Annotated in this window: 16 protein-coding genes; 11 read left to right on the forward strand and 5 right to left on the reverse strand. The window is 70.8% G+C overall.

The window, feature by feature from the left end:
• Positions 1-9 precede the first annotated feature (9 nt).
• Positions 10-816, reverse strand: a complete 807-nt coding sequence (locus ACTG9Q_RS04375) for an SDR family NAD(P)-dependent oxidoreductase (RefSeq protein WP_455571250.1) — start codon at positions 814-816, stop codon at positions 10-12.
• 9 nt (positions 817-825) lie between these two features.
• A complete protein-coding gene (locus tag ACTG9Q_RS04380) occupies positions 826-1,806 on the reverse strand; it encodes an aldo/keto reductase (protein ID WP_455571251.1) in 981 nt (326 codons plus the stop codon).
• A 77-nt stretch (positions 1,807-1,883) separates the two neighbouring features.
• On the opposite strand from ACTG9Q_RS04380, the gene ACTG9Q_RS04385 reads away from it, so the two are divergent.
• From ACTG9Q_RS04385 to truA, 10 genes are all read left to right on the forward strand, one after another.
• Positions 1,884-2,108 (forward strand): hypothetical protein, encoded by a 225-nt coding sequence (locus ACTG9Q_RS04385; RefSeq protein ID WP_455571252.1) that lies wholly within the window; start codon positions 1,884-1,886, stop codon positions 2,106-2,108.
• Complete coding sequence (locus tag ACTG9Q_RS04390; protein WP_455571253.1) at positions 2,105-2,440, forward strand: type II toxin-antitoxin system PemK/MazF family toxin; 336 nt, start codon at positions 2,105-2,107, stop codon at positions 2,438-2,440. Before ACTG9Q_RS04385 ends, ACTG9Q_RS04390 begins: the two co-directional genes overlap by 4 nt.
• Positions 2,441-2,893: 453 nt before the next feature.
• On the forward strand, positions 2,894-3,115 hold the full coding sequence (infA, locus tag ACTG9Q_RS04395; RefSeq protein ID WP_005166804.1) for a translation initiation factor IF-1: 222 nt from the start codon (positions 2,894-2,896) through the stop codon (positions 3,113-3,115).
• A 79-nt stretch (positions 3,116-3,194) separates the two neighbouring features.
• Positions 3,195-3,308: a 50S ribosomal protein L36 gene (gene rpmJ / locus ACTG9Q_RS04400; RefSeq protein WP_022925314.1), complete on the forward strand. Its 114-nt coding sequence runs from the start codon at positions 3,195-3,197 to the stop codon at positions 3,306-3,308.
• A 151-nt stretch (positions 3,309-3,459) separates the two neighbouring features.
• Positions 3,460-3,840 (forward strand): 30S ribosomal protein S13, encoded by a 381-nt coding sequence (rpsM, locus tag ACTG9Q_RS04405; RefSeq protein WP_455571254.1) that lies wholly within the window; start codon positions 3,460-3,462, stop codon positions 3,838-3,840.
• A 191-nt stretch (positions 3,841-4,031) separates the two neighbouring features.
• Positions 4,032-4,439, forward strand: coding sequence for a 30S ribosomal protein S11 (gene rpsK / locus ACTG9Q_RS04410; RefSeq protein ID WP_026424141.1), 408 nt, complete (start codon positions 4,032-4,034; stop codon positions 4,437-4,439).
• A 23-nt stretch (positions 4,440-4,462) separates the two neighbouring features.
• Positions 4,463-5,068: a 30S ribosomal protein S4 gene (gene rpsD, locus ACTG9Q_RS04415; protein ID WP_455571255.1), complete on the forward strand. Its 606-nt coding sequence runs from the start codon at positions 4,463-4,465 to the stop codon at positions 5,066-5,068.
• Positions 5,069-5,163: 95 nt separating this feature from the next.
• A complete protein-coding gene (locus tag ACTG9Q_RS04420; RefSeq protein ID WP_455571256.1) occupies positions 5,164-6,216 on the forward strand; it encodes a DNA-directed RNA polymerase subunit alpha in 1,053 nt (350 codons plus the stop codon).
• 45 nt (positions 6,217-6,261) lie between these two features.
• Entirely contained in the window at positions 6,262-6,843 is a 582-nt protein-coding gene (rplQ, locus tag ACTG9Q_RS04425) for a 50S ribosomal protein L17 (RefSeq protein ID WP_455571257.1), read from the forward strand.
• 26 nt (positions 6,844-6,869) lie between these two features.
• Positions 6,870-7,682 (forward strand): tRNA pseudouridine(38-40) synthase TruA, encoded by an 813-nt coding sequence (gene truA / locus ACTG9Q_RS04430; RefSeq protein WP_455571325.1) that lies wholly within the window; start codon positions 6,870-6,872, stop codon positions 7,680-7,682.
• 123 nt (positions 7,683-7,805) lie between these two features.
• Here the strand turns inward: truA and ACTG9Q_RS04435 are convergent, their stop codons facing one another.
• From ACTG9Q_RS04435 to eccE, 3 genes are all read right to left on the reverse strand, one after another.
• Entirely contained in the window at positions 7,806-9,374 is a 1,569-nt protein-coding gene (locus ACTG9Q_RS04435; protein WP_455571258.1) for a S8 family peptidase, read from the reverse strand.
• A 234-nt stretch (positions 9,375-9,608) separates the two neighbouring features.
• Positions 9,609-10,337 carry a hypothetical protein gene (locus tag ACTG9Q_RS04440; RefSeq protein WP_455571259.1) on the reverse strand — a complete coding sequence of 243 codons (729 nt, stop codon included), beginning with the start codon at positions 10,335-10,337 and terminating at the stop codon, positions 9,609-9,611.
• On the reverse strand, positions 10,334-11,518 hold the full coding sequence (eccE, locus tag ACTG9Q_RS04445) for a type VII secretion protein EccE (protein ID WP_455571260.1): 1,185 nt from the start codon (positions 11,516-11,518) through the stop codon (positions 10,334-10,336). The genes ACTG9Q_RS04440 and eccE overlap by 4 nt, the downstream gene beginning before the upstream one ends.
• 655 nt (positions 11,519-12,173) lie before the next feature.
• On the opposite strand from eccE, the gene eccB reads away from it, so the two are divergent.
• Positions 12,174-13,784, forward strand: coding sequence for a type VII secretion protein EccB (gene eccB / locus ACTG9Q_RS04450; protein WP_455571261.1), 1,611 nt, complete (start codon positions 12,174-12,176; stop codon positions 13,782-13,784).
• Positions 13,785-13,869 lie beyond the last annotated feature (85 nt).

Raw genomic sequence — 13,869 nt, forward strand, 5'->3', positions numbered from 1 at the left:
CACCAGCGCTCAGTCGTAGGCGGTCCACGGATCTGCCCGGACGCGTTCGTCCACGGCCACGGCGTCCTGGCCGATGACGACCCGCCAGTCACCGTCGCGGACGGCGTCGATGATCTTGGACGCGGCGGCGGTGCTGGTCACGGGTCGGTAGCTCGCGAACAACGAGCCGAGGGCACGGCGCCAGGTCCGGGGCGGCGACGGCATCCCGGTGCGGACGTGGCCGGGCATGACCAGCACGGCGCCCAGGTGCGGGGCGTGTGCCCGGAAGTCGACCAGCAGCGACTCCGTGAAGCCCCGGACAGCGAACTTCGCCGAGGAGTAGGCGGTGTGCGCCGACCCGGCGCCCAGGCTGGCCCAGAGCGCGTTCACCGACGCGGTGTTGATGACGACTCCCTGGTCAGCCGCCATGAGCATGGGCAGGAACGCCCGAGTGCAGTGGTACACGCCGGACCAGGAGACGGCGAACGTCCGCTCCCACTCCTCGCGGCTGCCCGTGACGAAGGAGCCCCCGCCCACCACGCCCGCGTTGTTGAACAGCAGGTGGATCGCCTCGCACTCGTGCGCCCGCGCCACCTCGTCGCGGAACCGGCCGACGGCGGCCTCGTCGGCGATGTCGTGCGCGTGGCCCGTCACCCGGACACCGGGATTGGCCGCCCGAGCGTGGCGGACCGCCGCCGCCAGCTTGTCCTCGTCCACATCGCAGACGGCCACGTGGGTTCCCCGCCGCACCAGCTGGAGCAGGAGTTCACGGCCGATTCCCGACGCACCGCCGGTCAGCACGGCGACGCGGTCGTCGAAGGTGGTGAACGGCGCCATGGCGGAGGTCTAGCTGTACCCGGCGATGGCGTGCGGCACGTAGTGCTCGGTCAGCCTGGCCATCTCCTCGGCGGACAGCTCGACCTTGAGCGCGTCGACGGCGTCGGTCAGGTGGTGCGGCTTGGTCGCGCCGATGATCGGCGAGGTGACCGCGGGCTGGGCCAGCAGCCAGGCCAGCGCGACCTGCGCGCGCGGCACCCCCCGTTCGGCGGCGATGTCGGCGACGACCTGCGCGACCCGGCGGTCGGCCTGCTCGGTCGCCCCGTACAGCGCGGCCGTGACCGGGTCGCCGCCGGTGCGCGGGGACTCCGCGTCCCAGTCGCGGGTCAGCTTGCCCCGGGCCAGCGGGCTCCACGGGGTGACGCCGACGCCCTCGGCGTGGCAGTAGGGCAGCATCTCCCGCTCTTCCTCGCGGTTGATGAGGTTGTAGTGGTTCTGCATGCTGACGAACCGCGTCCAGCCGTGCAGGTCGGCGGTGTACTGCGCCTTGACGAACTGCCAGGTGTGCATCGACGAGGCCCCGATGTAGCGAACCTTGCCCGCCCGCACGACGTCGTGCAGCGCGCGCATCGTCTCCTCGATCGGGGTCTCGTAGTCCCAGCGGTGGATGATGTAGAGGTCCACGTAGTCCGTGCCCAGCCTGCGCAGGCTGGCGTCGAGCTCGCGCATGATGGCGCCCCGGGACAGCCCGCCCGAGAGCGGCCCCTCACCTATCGGGAAGTACACCTTCGTCGCGACGACGACATCCTCGCGCTTGGTGAGCCGCCTGATCGCCGAGCCGACGATCTCCTCGCTGGAGCCCAGCGAGTACATGTTCGCGGTGTCGAAGAAGTTGATCCCGAGTTCCAACGCCTGCGCGATGAACGGCCCCGCCTGCTCCTCGGCCAGCGACCAGGGATGCGTCCCCCGCCCCGGGTCCCCGTAACTCATGCACCCGAGGGCGACCCGCGACACCTTCAACCCCGACGACCCCAACCGCGCGTACTCCACGCCGTGCCTCCCCATCGACCCCAGTGATGCCGCCGAGCGTAGTGGCCACGGGCGCATGCGTATCGTATGCTTGACGTATGCAGACGAGCATGCGCGTGTCCACGGAGAACCGGGACGCCCTGGCCCGCATCGCCGAGACGGAACTGGGCGGCGTCTCCCTCGACGAAGCCCTCCGCATCGTGCTGTTCGAGCACGAGACCACTGCGGCCCTGGCCCGCCTCGCCGCCGACCCGGACCTGGCAGGCGGCTACGCCACCGAAGCCGCCGCCTTGGCCGACGTCGACACCACGGTCACGGAGTGACCCGACTGACGCCGTGGCAGGTCTGGTGGGCCGACTTCAACCCCCAGGTCGGCCGCGAACAGGCGGGCATGCGCCCCGCCATCATCGTCGGCACCGCCCTGGCCTGCAGGCTGCCGAACCGCCTGGCCCTGGTGGTCCCCTGCACCACCACCAACCGCGGCCTGCCGTTCCACCCCAGGATCACCCTCAACGACCGCCCCGGCTACGCCATGTGCGACCAGGTCAAGTCCATCAGCACCGACCGCCTCGTCAAACCCCACCCCGCCCACCTCACCCCCACCGAGATCGACACCATCCGCTTCGCGCTGCGCCAGATGATCGACGTGCGCTGAGGGCACGCTCGCATTTCAAGGGCTACGAGGATCTCTCGTAGTAGGCACCTCGGCGCTGGCCCCGTAGGACGAGTTGGCGGACTGTCGTGAGGCGGACGGCGGCTCAAGCAGTCCGGCCATGGGTTGCGAGCTCGCTCTTGAACCCGGCACCGAGTCTTCACCTGCAGTCATGCACCCGTCCGTGCCCGGTGAGGAGTCCCCGGCACCTCGCCTCACCGGCTGAGGTATGCATAACTATGAGCGCGCAGCTTCGGGGCTTGGCCGCTGCTTCATAGTTATGCATATCAGGTGTGTGACCGGGCCGGATTTGGGTAGTCGAACGAGGGTGCGTACACTAGTCCGGTGGCGCTGTGCAAGCGCCGTCTCTGTCGTGCGTGTCGCCCAGACGATGTAGCTGTTGCCTAGGCGCGCGGTCGGCAGTGTCAACCGACACCGTCACGAAACGCGGAGGACATGGGCAAGAAGGACGGGGCCATCGAGGTCGAAGGCCGCGTGGTCGAGCCACTCCCCAACGCGATGTTCCGCGTCGAGTTGGAGAACGGCCACAAGGTGCTGGCACACATCAGCGGCAAGATGCGGCAGCACTACATCCGCATCCTGCCCGAGGACCGGGTTGTCGTAGAGCTGTCGCCCTACGACCTGTCCCGCGGCCGCATCGTCTACCGCTACAAGTGACCCCCGGTCCCTCAGGGGCCGGGCCACTACTGCTGCCCCCAGGACTCCGGGGCACGCGGCCGAGCAGGAGAAACAGGACGTGAAGGTCCAACCGAGCGTCAAGAAGATCTGCGACAAGTGCAAGGTGATCCGCCGTCACGGGCGGGTCATGGTCATCTGCGACAACCTGCGCCACAAGCAGCGCCAGGGCTGAGCACTTAGAGCAGGCAGACGACCTCCCCATACCTGTCGGGCCACACGGGCCCGGCTCACGCCCGGACTTCAGGCCGGGTCCCCGACCTTGAGTCGGCCGGGGGCGGATGGGGAGAAGACCTGAGGACCACCGACAGGAGACAGAAGCCGCCATGGCACGACTCGCAGGCGTCGACCTCCCCCGCGACAAGCGGATGGAGATCGCGCTCACCTACATCTTCGGCATCGGCCGGACCCGCTCCAAGGAGCTGCTGGTCGCCACCGAGATCTCGCCAGACCTGCGCGTGAAGGACCTCTCCGACGAGGACCTGGTCAGGCTGCGCGAGTACATCGAGAACAACTTCAAGGTCGAGGGTGACCTCCGCCGCGAGGTGCAGGCCGACATCCGTCGCAAGATCGAGATCGGCTGCTACGAGGGCCTGCGGTGGCGCCGCGGTCTGCCCGTCCGCGGACAGCGGACCAAGACCAACGCCCGCACGCGCAAGGGTCCGAAGAAGACGGTTGCGGGCAAGAAGAAGGCCGGAAAGAAGTGAGCACGGGCCGCCAGACCGTGGTCGTCGCCCCGCAGAGGCGACGCAACCGGGCCTTCATGGCTCTCACCGTCGCGCCTCGCAGCAGCCGACCCGCCGCCCTGCGCGATCTTTACACGGACGCCGGATCAATCATCCGGCACGCGGCCCCCACCGTCACCACCTCGCGTTCGAAGTAGGAGACCTCGCCAGAAATGCCCCCCAAGTCGCGCACCGGCGCCGGAGTCAAGAAAGTCCGGCGCAAGGAAAAGAAGAACATCTCGCACGGACATGCTCACATCAAGAGCACGTTCAACAACACGATCGTCTCCATCACCGACCCGACCGGCGCCGTGATCGCATGGGCGTCCTCCGGGCACGTCGGCTTCAAGGGTTCGCGCAAGTCGACCCCGTTCGCCGCGCAGATGGCCGCCGAGAACGCCGCCCGCAAGGCTGCTGAGCACGGCATGAAGAAGGTCGACGTGTTCGTCAAGGGCCCCGGCTCCGGCCGGGAGACCGCGATCCGCTCGCTGCAGGCGGCGGGCCTCGAGGTCGGCACGATCCAGGACGTGACCCCGCAGCCTCACAACGGCTGCCGCCCGCCCAAGCGGCGCCGGGTCTGAGGAACGGGGAGGAGTAGAAAAACATGGCACGCTACACCGGCCCCGCGACCCGCATCTCGCGTCGGCTCAAGGTCGACCTCGTCGGCGGAGACCAGGCGTTCGAGCGTCGTCCCTACCCGCCCGGCCAGCACGGCCGCGGTCGGGTCAAGGAGAGCGAGTACCTGCTCCAGCTGCAGGAGAAGCAGAAGGCGCGCTACACCTACGGCATCTTGGAGCGGCAGTTCCGCCGCTACTACTACGAGGCCGCACGCCGCCAGGGCAAGACCGGTGAGGTCCTGCTCCAGCTGCTGGAGACCCGCCTCGACAACGTCGTTTACCGCGCAGGACTGGCCCGCACCCGCCGTCAGGCGCGGCAGCTGGTCAGCCACGGCCACTTCCTGGTCAACGGCAAGAAGGTCAACGTCCCGAGCTACCAGGTGTCGAGGTTCGACATCATCGACGTGAAGCCGAAATCGTTCCCGACGCTGCCCTTCGTGGCCGCCAAGGAGTCCGTCGGCGACCGCCCGATCCCGGGCTGGCTGCAGCTCGTCGCGTCGAACCTGCGCATCCTCGTGCACCAGCTGCCCGAGCGCGCGCAGATCGACGTGCCCGTGCAGGAGCAGCTGATCGTCGAGTTCTACTCGAAGTAGTGCGCAGCGGGCTGGCGGCCCCGGGTCGCCAGCCCGCCGTGAACTTTGCGTCAGGCGTCAAATAGCGGGCGCCTTTCCGAAAGGAACAACCAGAAGTGCTTATCTCACAGCGTCCTTCCCTGGCCGAGGAGCCGGTCAACGAGACCCGCTCCCGCTTCATGATCGAGCCGCTCGAGCCCGGTTTCGGCTACACGCTGGGCAACTCGCTGCGGCGCACGCTGCTGTCCTCGATCCCCGGCGCCTCGGTGACGAGCATCCGCATCGACGGCGTGCTGCACGAGTTCACCACCGTCCCCGGGGTGAAGGAGGATGTCACCGACATCATCCTGAACCTCAAGGAACTGGTCATCTCCTCCGAGGAGGACGAGCCGGTCACGATGTACCTGCGCAAGCAGGGCCCCGGCGAGGTCACCGCCGGTGACATCGTGCCGCCCGCGGGCGTCACGGTGCACAACCCGGACCTGCACATCGCCACGCTCAACGGCAAGGGCAAGCTGGAGATCGAGCTCGTCGTCGAGCGCGGTCGCGGCTACGTCCCGGCGATGCAGAACAAGCAGGCGGGCGCCGAGATCGGCCGCATCCCGGTCGACTCGATCTACTCGCCGGTGCTCAAGGTGACCTACAAGGTCGAGGCCACCCGTGTCGAGCAGCGCACCGACTTCGACAAGCTCGTGCTGGACGTGGAGACCAAGCCGTCGATCACCCCGCGTGACGCGGTCGCCTCGGCGGGCAAGACGCTGGTGGAGCTCTTCGGGCTGGCGCGCGAGCTGAACGTGGACGCCGAGGGCATCGAGATCGGCCCCTCGCCGCAGGAGGCGGACACCATCGCCGCCTACGCGATGCCGATCGAGGACCTCGACCTCACGGTCCGCTCGTACAACTGCCTCAAGCGCGAGGGCATCCACACCGTGGGCGAACTGGTCTCGCGCAGCGAGGCCGACCTCCTGGACATCCGCAACTTCGGCGCGAAGTCCATCGATGAGGTCAAGATGAAGCTGGTCGGCCTTGGCCTCGCGCTCAAGGACAGCCCGCCCGGATTCGACCCGACCGCCGCGGCCACCGACTACTCGGCCGACGCGGGCTGGTCCACCGGCGCGGACGGCGGCACCGACGACGGCCAGGACTACGCGGAGACCGAGCAGCTGTAACGACCCCCCGCCGCAGCGGGGGATCGCAACACCAAGGAGCACGTAATGCCCACCCCTACCAAGGGCGCCCGGCTCGGCGCGGGCCCGGCCCACGAGCGGCTGCTGCTGGCCAACCTGGCCACCTCGCTGTTCCAGAACGGCCGGATCACCACGACCGAGGCCAAGGCCCGGCGCCTGCGGCCGTACGCTGAGCGGCTGATCACCAAGGCCAAGCGCGGCGACCTGCACAACCGCCGCGAGATCATGAAGGTCATCCGGGACAAGGACGTCGTCCAGCGCCTGATGACCGAGATCGGCCCGTTCTTCAGCGACCGTGCCGGCGGCTACCTGCGCATCATCAAGGTGATGCCGCGCCGTGGTGACAACGCCAGCATGGCCGTCATCGAGCTGATCCAGGAGAAGACGGTCACCGCGGAGGCCGAGGCCGCCCGCAAGACCAAGTTCGCCTCGGACCAGCCCAAGGCCGTCGAGTCCAAGGACGAGACCGCCGACGAGGCCAAGGTCGAGGAGACCAAGGCCGACGAGGCCACCGAGGTGCACGACCAGGACGCCGACGCGCCCGAGTCGGCCACCAAGGACGCCGCCGAGGAGCCCGCCGAGGGAGCGGACACCAAGGACAAGTCCTGACCCCGCAGCACCCGGGCGAGCCCGCCATCCCCCCTGGGGATGGCGGGCTCGCCCGCTTCCGCCTCGACATCGCCTACGACGGCGCCGACTTCTCCGGCTGGGCCCGCCAGCCCGCCCGCCGCACGGTCTGCGGCGTCCTGGAGGAGGCCCTCGAGCGCGTCCTGCGCCGCCCGGTCCGGCTGACGGTGGCGGGCCGCACGGACGCCGGTGTGCACGCCAGCGGGCAGGTCGCCCACGCCGACCTGCCCGAGGAAACCGACCCGGCGCACCTGGTCTTCCGCCTCTCCCGCGCCCTCCCCGCCGACGTCCGGGTGAGCGCCGCGCGGGTCGTGCCGGACGCCTTCGACGCCCGCTTCGGCGCGCTGCGGCGGCACTACGCCTACCGCCTGACCGACGCCCCCTGGCGGGCCGACCCGTTGCTGCGCGGCCACGTCGTCACCTGGCCACGCCCCCTGGACCTCGACGCCCTGAACGCCGCGTCGGCCCTGTTGGTCGGCGAACACGACTTCGTCGCCTTCTGCAAGCGCCGCGAAGGCGCCACCACCATCCGCGAACTCCAGCGCCTGGAGTGGACCCGCGACGCCGACCTGCTGACCGCCCACGTCTCGGCGGACGCCTTCTGCCACTCCATGGTCCGCAGCCTGATGGGCGCCCTGCTGGCCGTCGGCGAGGGCCGCAAACCCCGCGACTGGCCCGCCTCCATGCTCTCCGCCACCCAGCGCCCGTCGGAGATCACGGTGGCCCCGGCCCACGGCCTCACCCTGACCAGGGTGGACTACCCCCCCGACACCGCCCTGGCCGCCCGCGCCGAACTCACCCGCAACGTCCGCACCCGCTGAGACCTCCCCTGGCCGTGAGCCTGAGCGTCACGGCGCGGAGGGACCGGTGGACATGGGAGCGGCCACCGGGTTCCGGGGGAACCCAGTGGCCGCTCGTATCAAAGATGTGCTGGTCGGGACGGTTTAGATGTCCAGGGTCCAGCTGTTGATGTAGCCGGTGTCAGCGCGGTAGGTGTCGCGGACCGAGAGGCGCCAGGTGCCGTTGGCCTGCTCCGAGGAGAGGTTCACGGTGTAGGTGGCGATGACGTTGTCGGCGCTGTCGGAGGTGCTGCTGTTCTTCAGGCGGTAGGACGTGCCGTCCGGGGCGATCAGGTCGATGACCAGGTCACCGCGGTAGGTGTGGCGGATGTCCACGGCGACGGTCGAGGTGGCCGACGCCGCACCGGCGCAGCCGGAAACCGTGATCGAGCTGGTGACGGCCGAGCCGAGGTCCGGGATCTGGACGTCGGTGCCGTTGGTGACCGCCGCGCAGCCGGGGGGCGGCTCGGTGCCGCCGGTGCCGGTGAACAGCAGGAGGTTCGGCGAGCCGGTGCCCGGGTTGGTGATCTTGTTCGGGGTGGCCGCGGCGAGGATGGCGCTGTTCACCTGCGACGGGGTGGCCGCGGGGTTGGCCGCCAGGTACAGCGCGATGCCGCCCGCGACGTGCGGGGAGGCCATCGAGGTGCCGCTGATGGAGTTGGTGGCCGTGTTGCCGGTGTGCCACGCCGAGGTGATGCTCACGCCGGGCGCGTACAGGTCGGTGCAGGTGCCGTAGTTGGAGAAGCTGGCACGCGCGTCGTTGCGGTCGCTGGCGTTGACCGTCAGGGCCTCGGCCACGCGGGCGGGCGAGGAGTTGCAGGCGCTGACGTTGGAGTTGCCCGACGCCAGGGCGTAGGAGACGCCCGCGGCGATCGAGTTGCGCACCGCGGTGTCCAGGGCGGTGGAGGCGCCGCCGCCGAGGCTCATGTTGGCGACAGCGGGCTTGACGTGGTTGCTGGTCACCCAGTCCACGCCGGCGATGACGCCCGCGTTGGTGCCCGAGCCCGAGCAGTTGAGAACCCGGACCGCGTGCAGCTTGACGCCCTTGGCCAGGCCGTACGCGCCGCCGCCGACGGTGCCCGCCACGTGCGTGCCATGGCCGTTGCAGTCGGTGGCGTCGCCGTCGTTGTCGACGGTGTCGCGGCCGTGGACCGCGCGCCCGCCGAAGTCGGAGTGCGAGGTCAGGATGCCGGTGTCGATGATGTACGCGTTCACGTTCGACGCGGTGGTCGAGTACGAGTACTTGCTGTTCAGCGGCAGGTCACGCTGGTCGACGCGGTCCAGGCCCCACGACGGCGGGTTCAGCTGGTCCGCGGCGATGGAGACGACCTGGTCGGCCTCGACGTAGGCCACGTCGGGGTTGGCGGCGAGGCGCTTGGCCTCCTTGGCCGACATGGTGGCCGAGAAGCCCTTGATGGTGGCGGAGAAGCGGTGCTTGACCTTGCCGCCGTGGCGCGCGGCAAGCGCGTCGGCGGAGTTGCCCTGGGCCGTGACGCCGTCCTTCATGACGACGATGTAGCTGCCCTCGATGGCGGTCGCCTGCTCGGCGCCCAAAATCTGGCCCTCGGCAGCGCTTGCGGGTGCGGTGATACTGATACCGGCGGCGACGGTGGCCGCCGCGGCGATCCCCACCCCCGCGAGTCGACGCAGCGACTCGGCGCGAGACTTACCCATTCTTCGATCTCCTTGGTGCAGGGAGCATGCGGCACCAGGCCCTCGTGGTCAGGGGCCGCAGGCTGGTCGGGAGATATGTGGTGCAGCAGGGTGTCCGCGCGGACGAACTCACAGTGATTTATGGGTGACAACGACCGCAAGAGTGCGGGGTGTATAAAGCTGTCCACTTATGAACAGATGACCACGTTTTGGGAACGGTTTGGACTGGATGGGCTATCTAGGCGGCTGTTCGGCCTAGTCACCTCGTCGGACCGGGCCCAGGATCTGCTGTTCCTTCTGGGTGGTGACCAGTCGCAGCGGACGCCACAGGTTGCGGCCCAGCGCCACGACCTGGTCGTCGGCCAGCGAGGTCAGCTGCTGCACCATCGGCGGCGGCAGGCGCCACACCCGCGCGGCCAGCTGCGCCTGGCCCACCGGCAGCCGCTGGAGGAGCACCAGGTCAGCGGCGTTGGCGGTGGCCCCGGCCTGCGGGTGCATGTACGGCAGCACGTACACCGTGGTCTGCCACGGCGAGCGCGGCGGGAACAGCTCCTGCGGGGTCGGCCCGCCGTCGTGCACCACCAGCAGCGGCCCGTCCTCCGACGGGCGCGGCAGCTCCACCGGGCTCAGCCGCCGGATCTGCACCAGCGGCGCCGGACGGCCATCCGGACCAGTGCCCGCCGCCTTCTGGAGCACCTGCCACGCCGCGGGGCGCCCGGTGGCGATGACCACCCACGCGCCGACGGCCATCGCCCGCAGTGCCACCTGGCGCGCCAGGTACAGCCCGCCGACGATCACGATGCGCGTCGGCGCCGGGCGCAGCGCGGAGATCGTCAGCGGCTCGCCCTGCAGGCCGGAGCCCAGCACCATCCCGCCGCGGTCGCCCGAGGGGCTCACCGCGTCGAGCATCTCCGGGGACACCATGAACTCCGGGGCCACGCCCGCGCTGGTCCTGGTGTCCATCAGCCTGCTGGACCCGCTCATGCCTGTCCTCCCAGCGGCAGCGTCGCGGCGAGCCCGGCGACCTGCAGGCCCCGCAGCGGGGTCAGGGTGATGCCGAGCCGGTCGGTGATGCCCGCCAGCCGCTCGTCGGCCAGGCCCAGCTCGTCGGGGTTGCGGGCGCTGACCCGCACCAGGCCGCGCAGGCCGACCTGGCCCTCGTCGGCGCCGGGGGAGATCGACATGGCCACCGTCGCCGACAGCGCGCGCACGCCGGTCAGCGCGTTGAGGCTGTTGGCCACCTTGCCCTGCGGCCAGCCGGTGATCGCGTAGCTGGCGTGGCCGATGCCCGCCGCCGTCACGCCGGTCCAGCGCTCCCGCAGCGACACGCGCGCGGTGGAGGCCGCGACGCCGGTCAGCTCGGCGGCGGAGAGCCCGGCCTTGAGCAGTTCGTCGGGGTCGAGCGGCCGGGTCGGCACGCCGCGGGACTCCAGGGCGTTGCGCACCCGGGAGAGCGCGCCGATCAGCGCGCGGTGGGCGCCGACGACGCCGCCGCCGCGCTCGCGCACCGCCGCCGGGCAGCGCCGCGGGTCCAGCCGCAGCGCGACCCACGTAGTCCTGCGGGCCGCGGCCGACAGCGGGCCCAGCACTTCGAGGTAGGACGCCAGCGCGGGGGAGTTGGGGGGCAGCGCCGCGCTGCCGGGGTAGCAGTGCCAGATGACCTGGATGGCGTCGAGCACGACGCCGCGGTCCTCCAGGCAGGGGGCCAGCGCGCCCAGCGGCAGGTTCGGCGTCGCGCCGACCTGGCTGACCAGCGCGGGGGCCGGGTCGACCAGCAGCACCGCGGTCCAGGTGCCCTCGTGCCACGCCAGGCCGACGGGCTTGCGCTCGTGGTCGACGCCGTGGGCGACGACCAGGTCGGGGACGGCCAGGCGCAGCAGGCTCACCCTCGGGTCGTCGGGGCCGGTGACCTCGGCCTCGCTGCCCGGCGCCATCTGCTCCATGGTGACGGTGCCGGTGGGCTTGGTGACCCGGGTGTGCGAGCGGACGAGGTAGCGCGCGGTGACCGTCACCCACTGGGTGAACCACCGGCCGCGCCAGCGCAGGAACGCGACCACCAGTGCGACGACGGCGATGCCGATGGAGACGTAGAGCAGGTCTTGGCTGATGGCCAGCAGGACGAGGCCGACCCCGACGCCCAGCTCCAGCACGACCAGGTTGGCCACCGGGAGCGGTCCGAGGCTCGCCCCGCGCGTCCGCCGCCGGGCCGCGACCCGCGTCGGCGGCGGTCCGGCAGGAGCGGCGCCCGATGACCGGCCGCCAGGACCGCCAGGACCACCGGGGCCACTAGGTCCGCTCGGGCCACCAGGTCCGCCGGGGCCACCAGGTCCGCTCGGGCCGCCAGGTCCACCGGGTCCACCGGGTCCGCTCGGGCCACCGGGTCCACCGGGGCCACCAGGTCCGCTCGGGCCACTGGGGCCGCCGGGTCGGCTGGGACCGGGACCACCAGGGCCTCCGGGCCCACCAGGACCGCCGGGGCCTCCAGGTCCGCCAGGTCGGCTAGGACCGCTGGGACCGCTGGGGCCACCGGGCCTGCCCGGTCCCCCTGGACCGCCGGGGACTCCAGGACCGCCGGGGACTCCAGGACCGCCGGGTACCCCTGGACCACCGGGTCTGCCAGGTCCCCCGGGACCGCCCTGCCCGGGACGGGGTGGCTGTCCCGGCGGTGGTGTCCTGCCCTGGCGCGGCGGAGTGGTCACGGACATCCGATCGATCATTCCCCTAGTGTCGGTCGCGGGTTCGGCGGAACCCGCATACGGCGCAGGGCCGTACGACTATCCTGCGGAACCGTACCGCGACGGGGAGAGCTGCGAGCCGAGAATGCCATCAACACCGACGACCAAGTCACAGGTTCAGGCATACCGTTTCGTGCTGCGCAGAATGCAGTCGGCGCTGGTCCGCAAGGACGCGGTGATGCTCCACGACCCGATGCGCACGCACACCAGGGCCACGGCCGTGGGCATCTGCCTCGGGGCGGTCGGGATGATCGCCATGTTGATCTGGGGCCTGCTCAGCCCCGCGCCGAGGGCGCCGAACGAGGACAGCATCATCGTCGCCCAGCCCTCGGGCGCGGTGTACGTGCTGCTGGGGAATTCCCCCAAGGGCAAGGTCCTCATCCCCACGTTCAACGTCGCCTCGGCCCGGCTGCTGATGATGGCGCGCAGCAACCCCGCCGCCGCTGAAGGCGGCCAGGCCGCCGCGGGCGCGACCCCCACGGGCGACCTGCCGAAGCCGCAGTTCATCCCCGACGACAAGCTGGTCGACATCCCCCGCGAGCGCCTGACCGGCATCCCGGACGCGCCCCAGCTGCTGCCCGCCCAGAACCAGCGGATCTCCGACAACTGGGCGGTCTGCGACGAGTACCAGCTCGACGACAGCCTCAACGACGCCGCCAGCCAGGACAAGATCGAGACCACGGTCATCGCGGGCCAGCCCACCCTCGGCCCGGAGCTGGCGACCAACACCGCGCTCCTGGTGCAGGCGCCCACCAAGAAGCACTACCTCGTCTACCGCACGCCCCCCTCGGCCAACCGCCCGAACACCAGCACGGTGCGCGCCGAGGTCGAGATGACCGACACCAAGGTGACCAGCGCGCTGCGGCTCAACCCCGCCGACGCCCGGCAGATCACCGTCGGCCTGCTCAACGCCATCCCGGAGGCGACCAAGCTGAAGGCGCCGCCCATCCCCGGCCGGGGGGAGTCGGCCAACACCGACGTCGGCAAGCCGGTCGGCTCGGTGATCGAGGTCGACGCCCCCGGCGGCGCCGAGTACTACGTGGTGCTGCGCGAGGGCGTGCACAAGATCAAGTGGTCGACCGCGAACCTGATCCGGTTCGACCTGACCGCGGGCGGCGCGGAGATCAGCAAGGTCGCGCCGGACCAGATCGCGGGCAAGGTGGTGCAGGGCAAGATCCAGGAGTCCGACTTCCCGGAGAGCCTGCCCGAGGTCCTGACCCCGGTCAGCTTCCCGGTGGTGTGCCTGGGCTGGGCGATCGTCGGCGAGGGCCCCAACGCCGAGGGCCAGACCAAGGTGCACGTCGGCAAGGTGCTGCCGGTCCCGCCGACCCCCACCGGCGAGCTGCCGATGGTCGACGTCACCAGCCCCAACGCCGACAAGAACCGGATCGACCACTTCTACATGCCGCCCGGCCGCGCGGCCGTGGTGCGCGGGTCGGTGTCGTCGGAGGACTTCCAGACCGGCCCGATCTACCTGATCTCCGACCGGGGCGTGAAGTTCGGCGTCCCCGACGCCGCGACGGCCGCCGCGCTGGGCCTGGGCACGCAGAGCGCCGCGCCGGACGCGATCGTGCGCCTGCTGCCCAACGGCGCCTCGCTCAACGCCCGCGACGTGCTCCAGACCTACGACACGGTGCCCGTGGCGCCGGGCCAGTTCGCCGAGCAGCCCGCAGGCAACGGCCAAGCAGGCGGTTGATCAGGCCGGGTTTCCGGTGTGGGGTGCGGCATAGCCGCGCCAGTCCACGCGCTGGCGGCACGGCCGGATACGCCCGAATACAACA

The organism is Actinokineospora lacus (assembly GCF_053813445.1).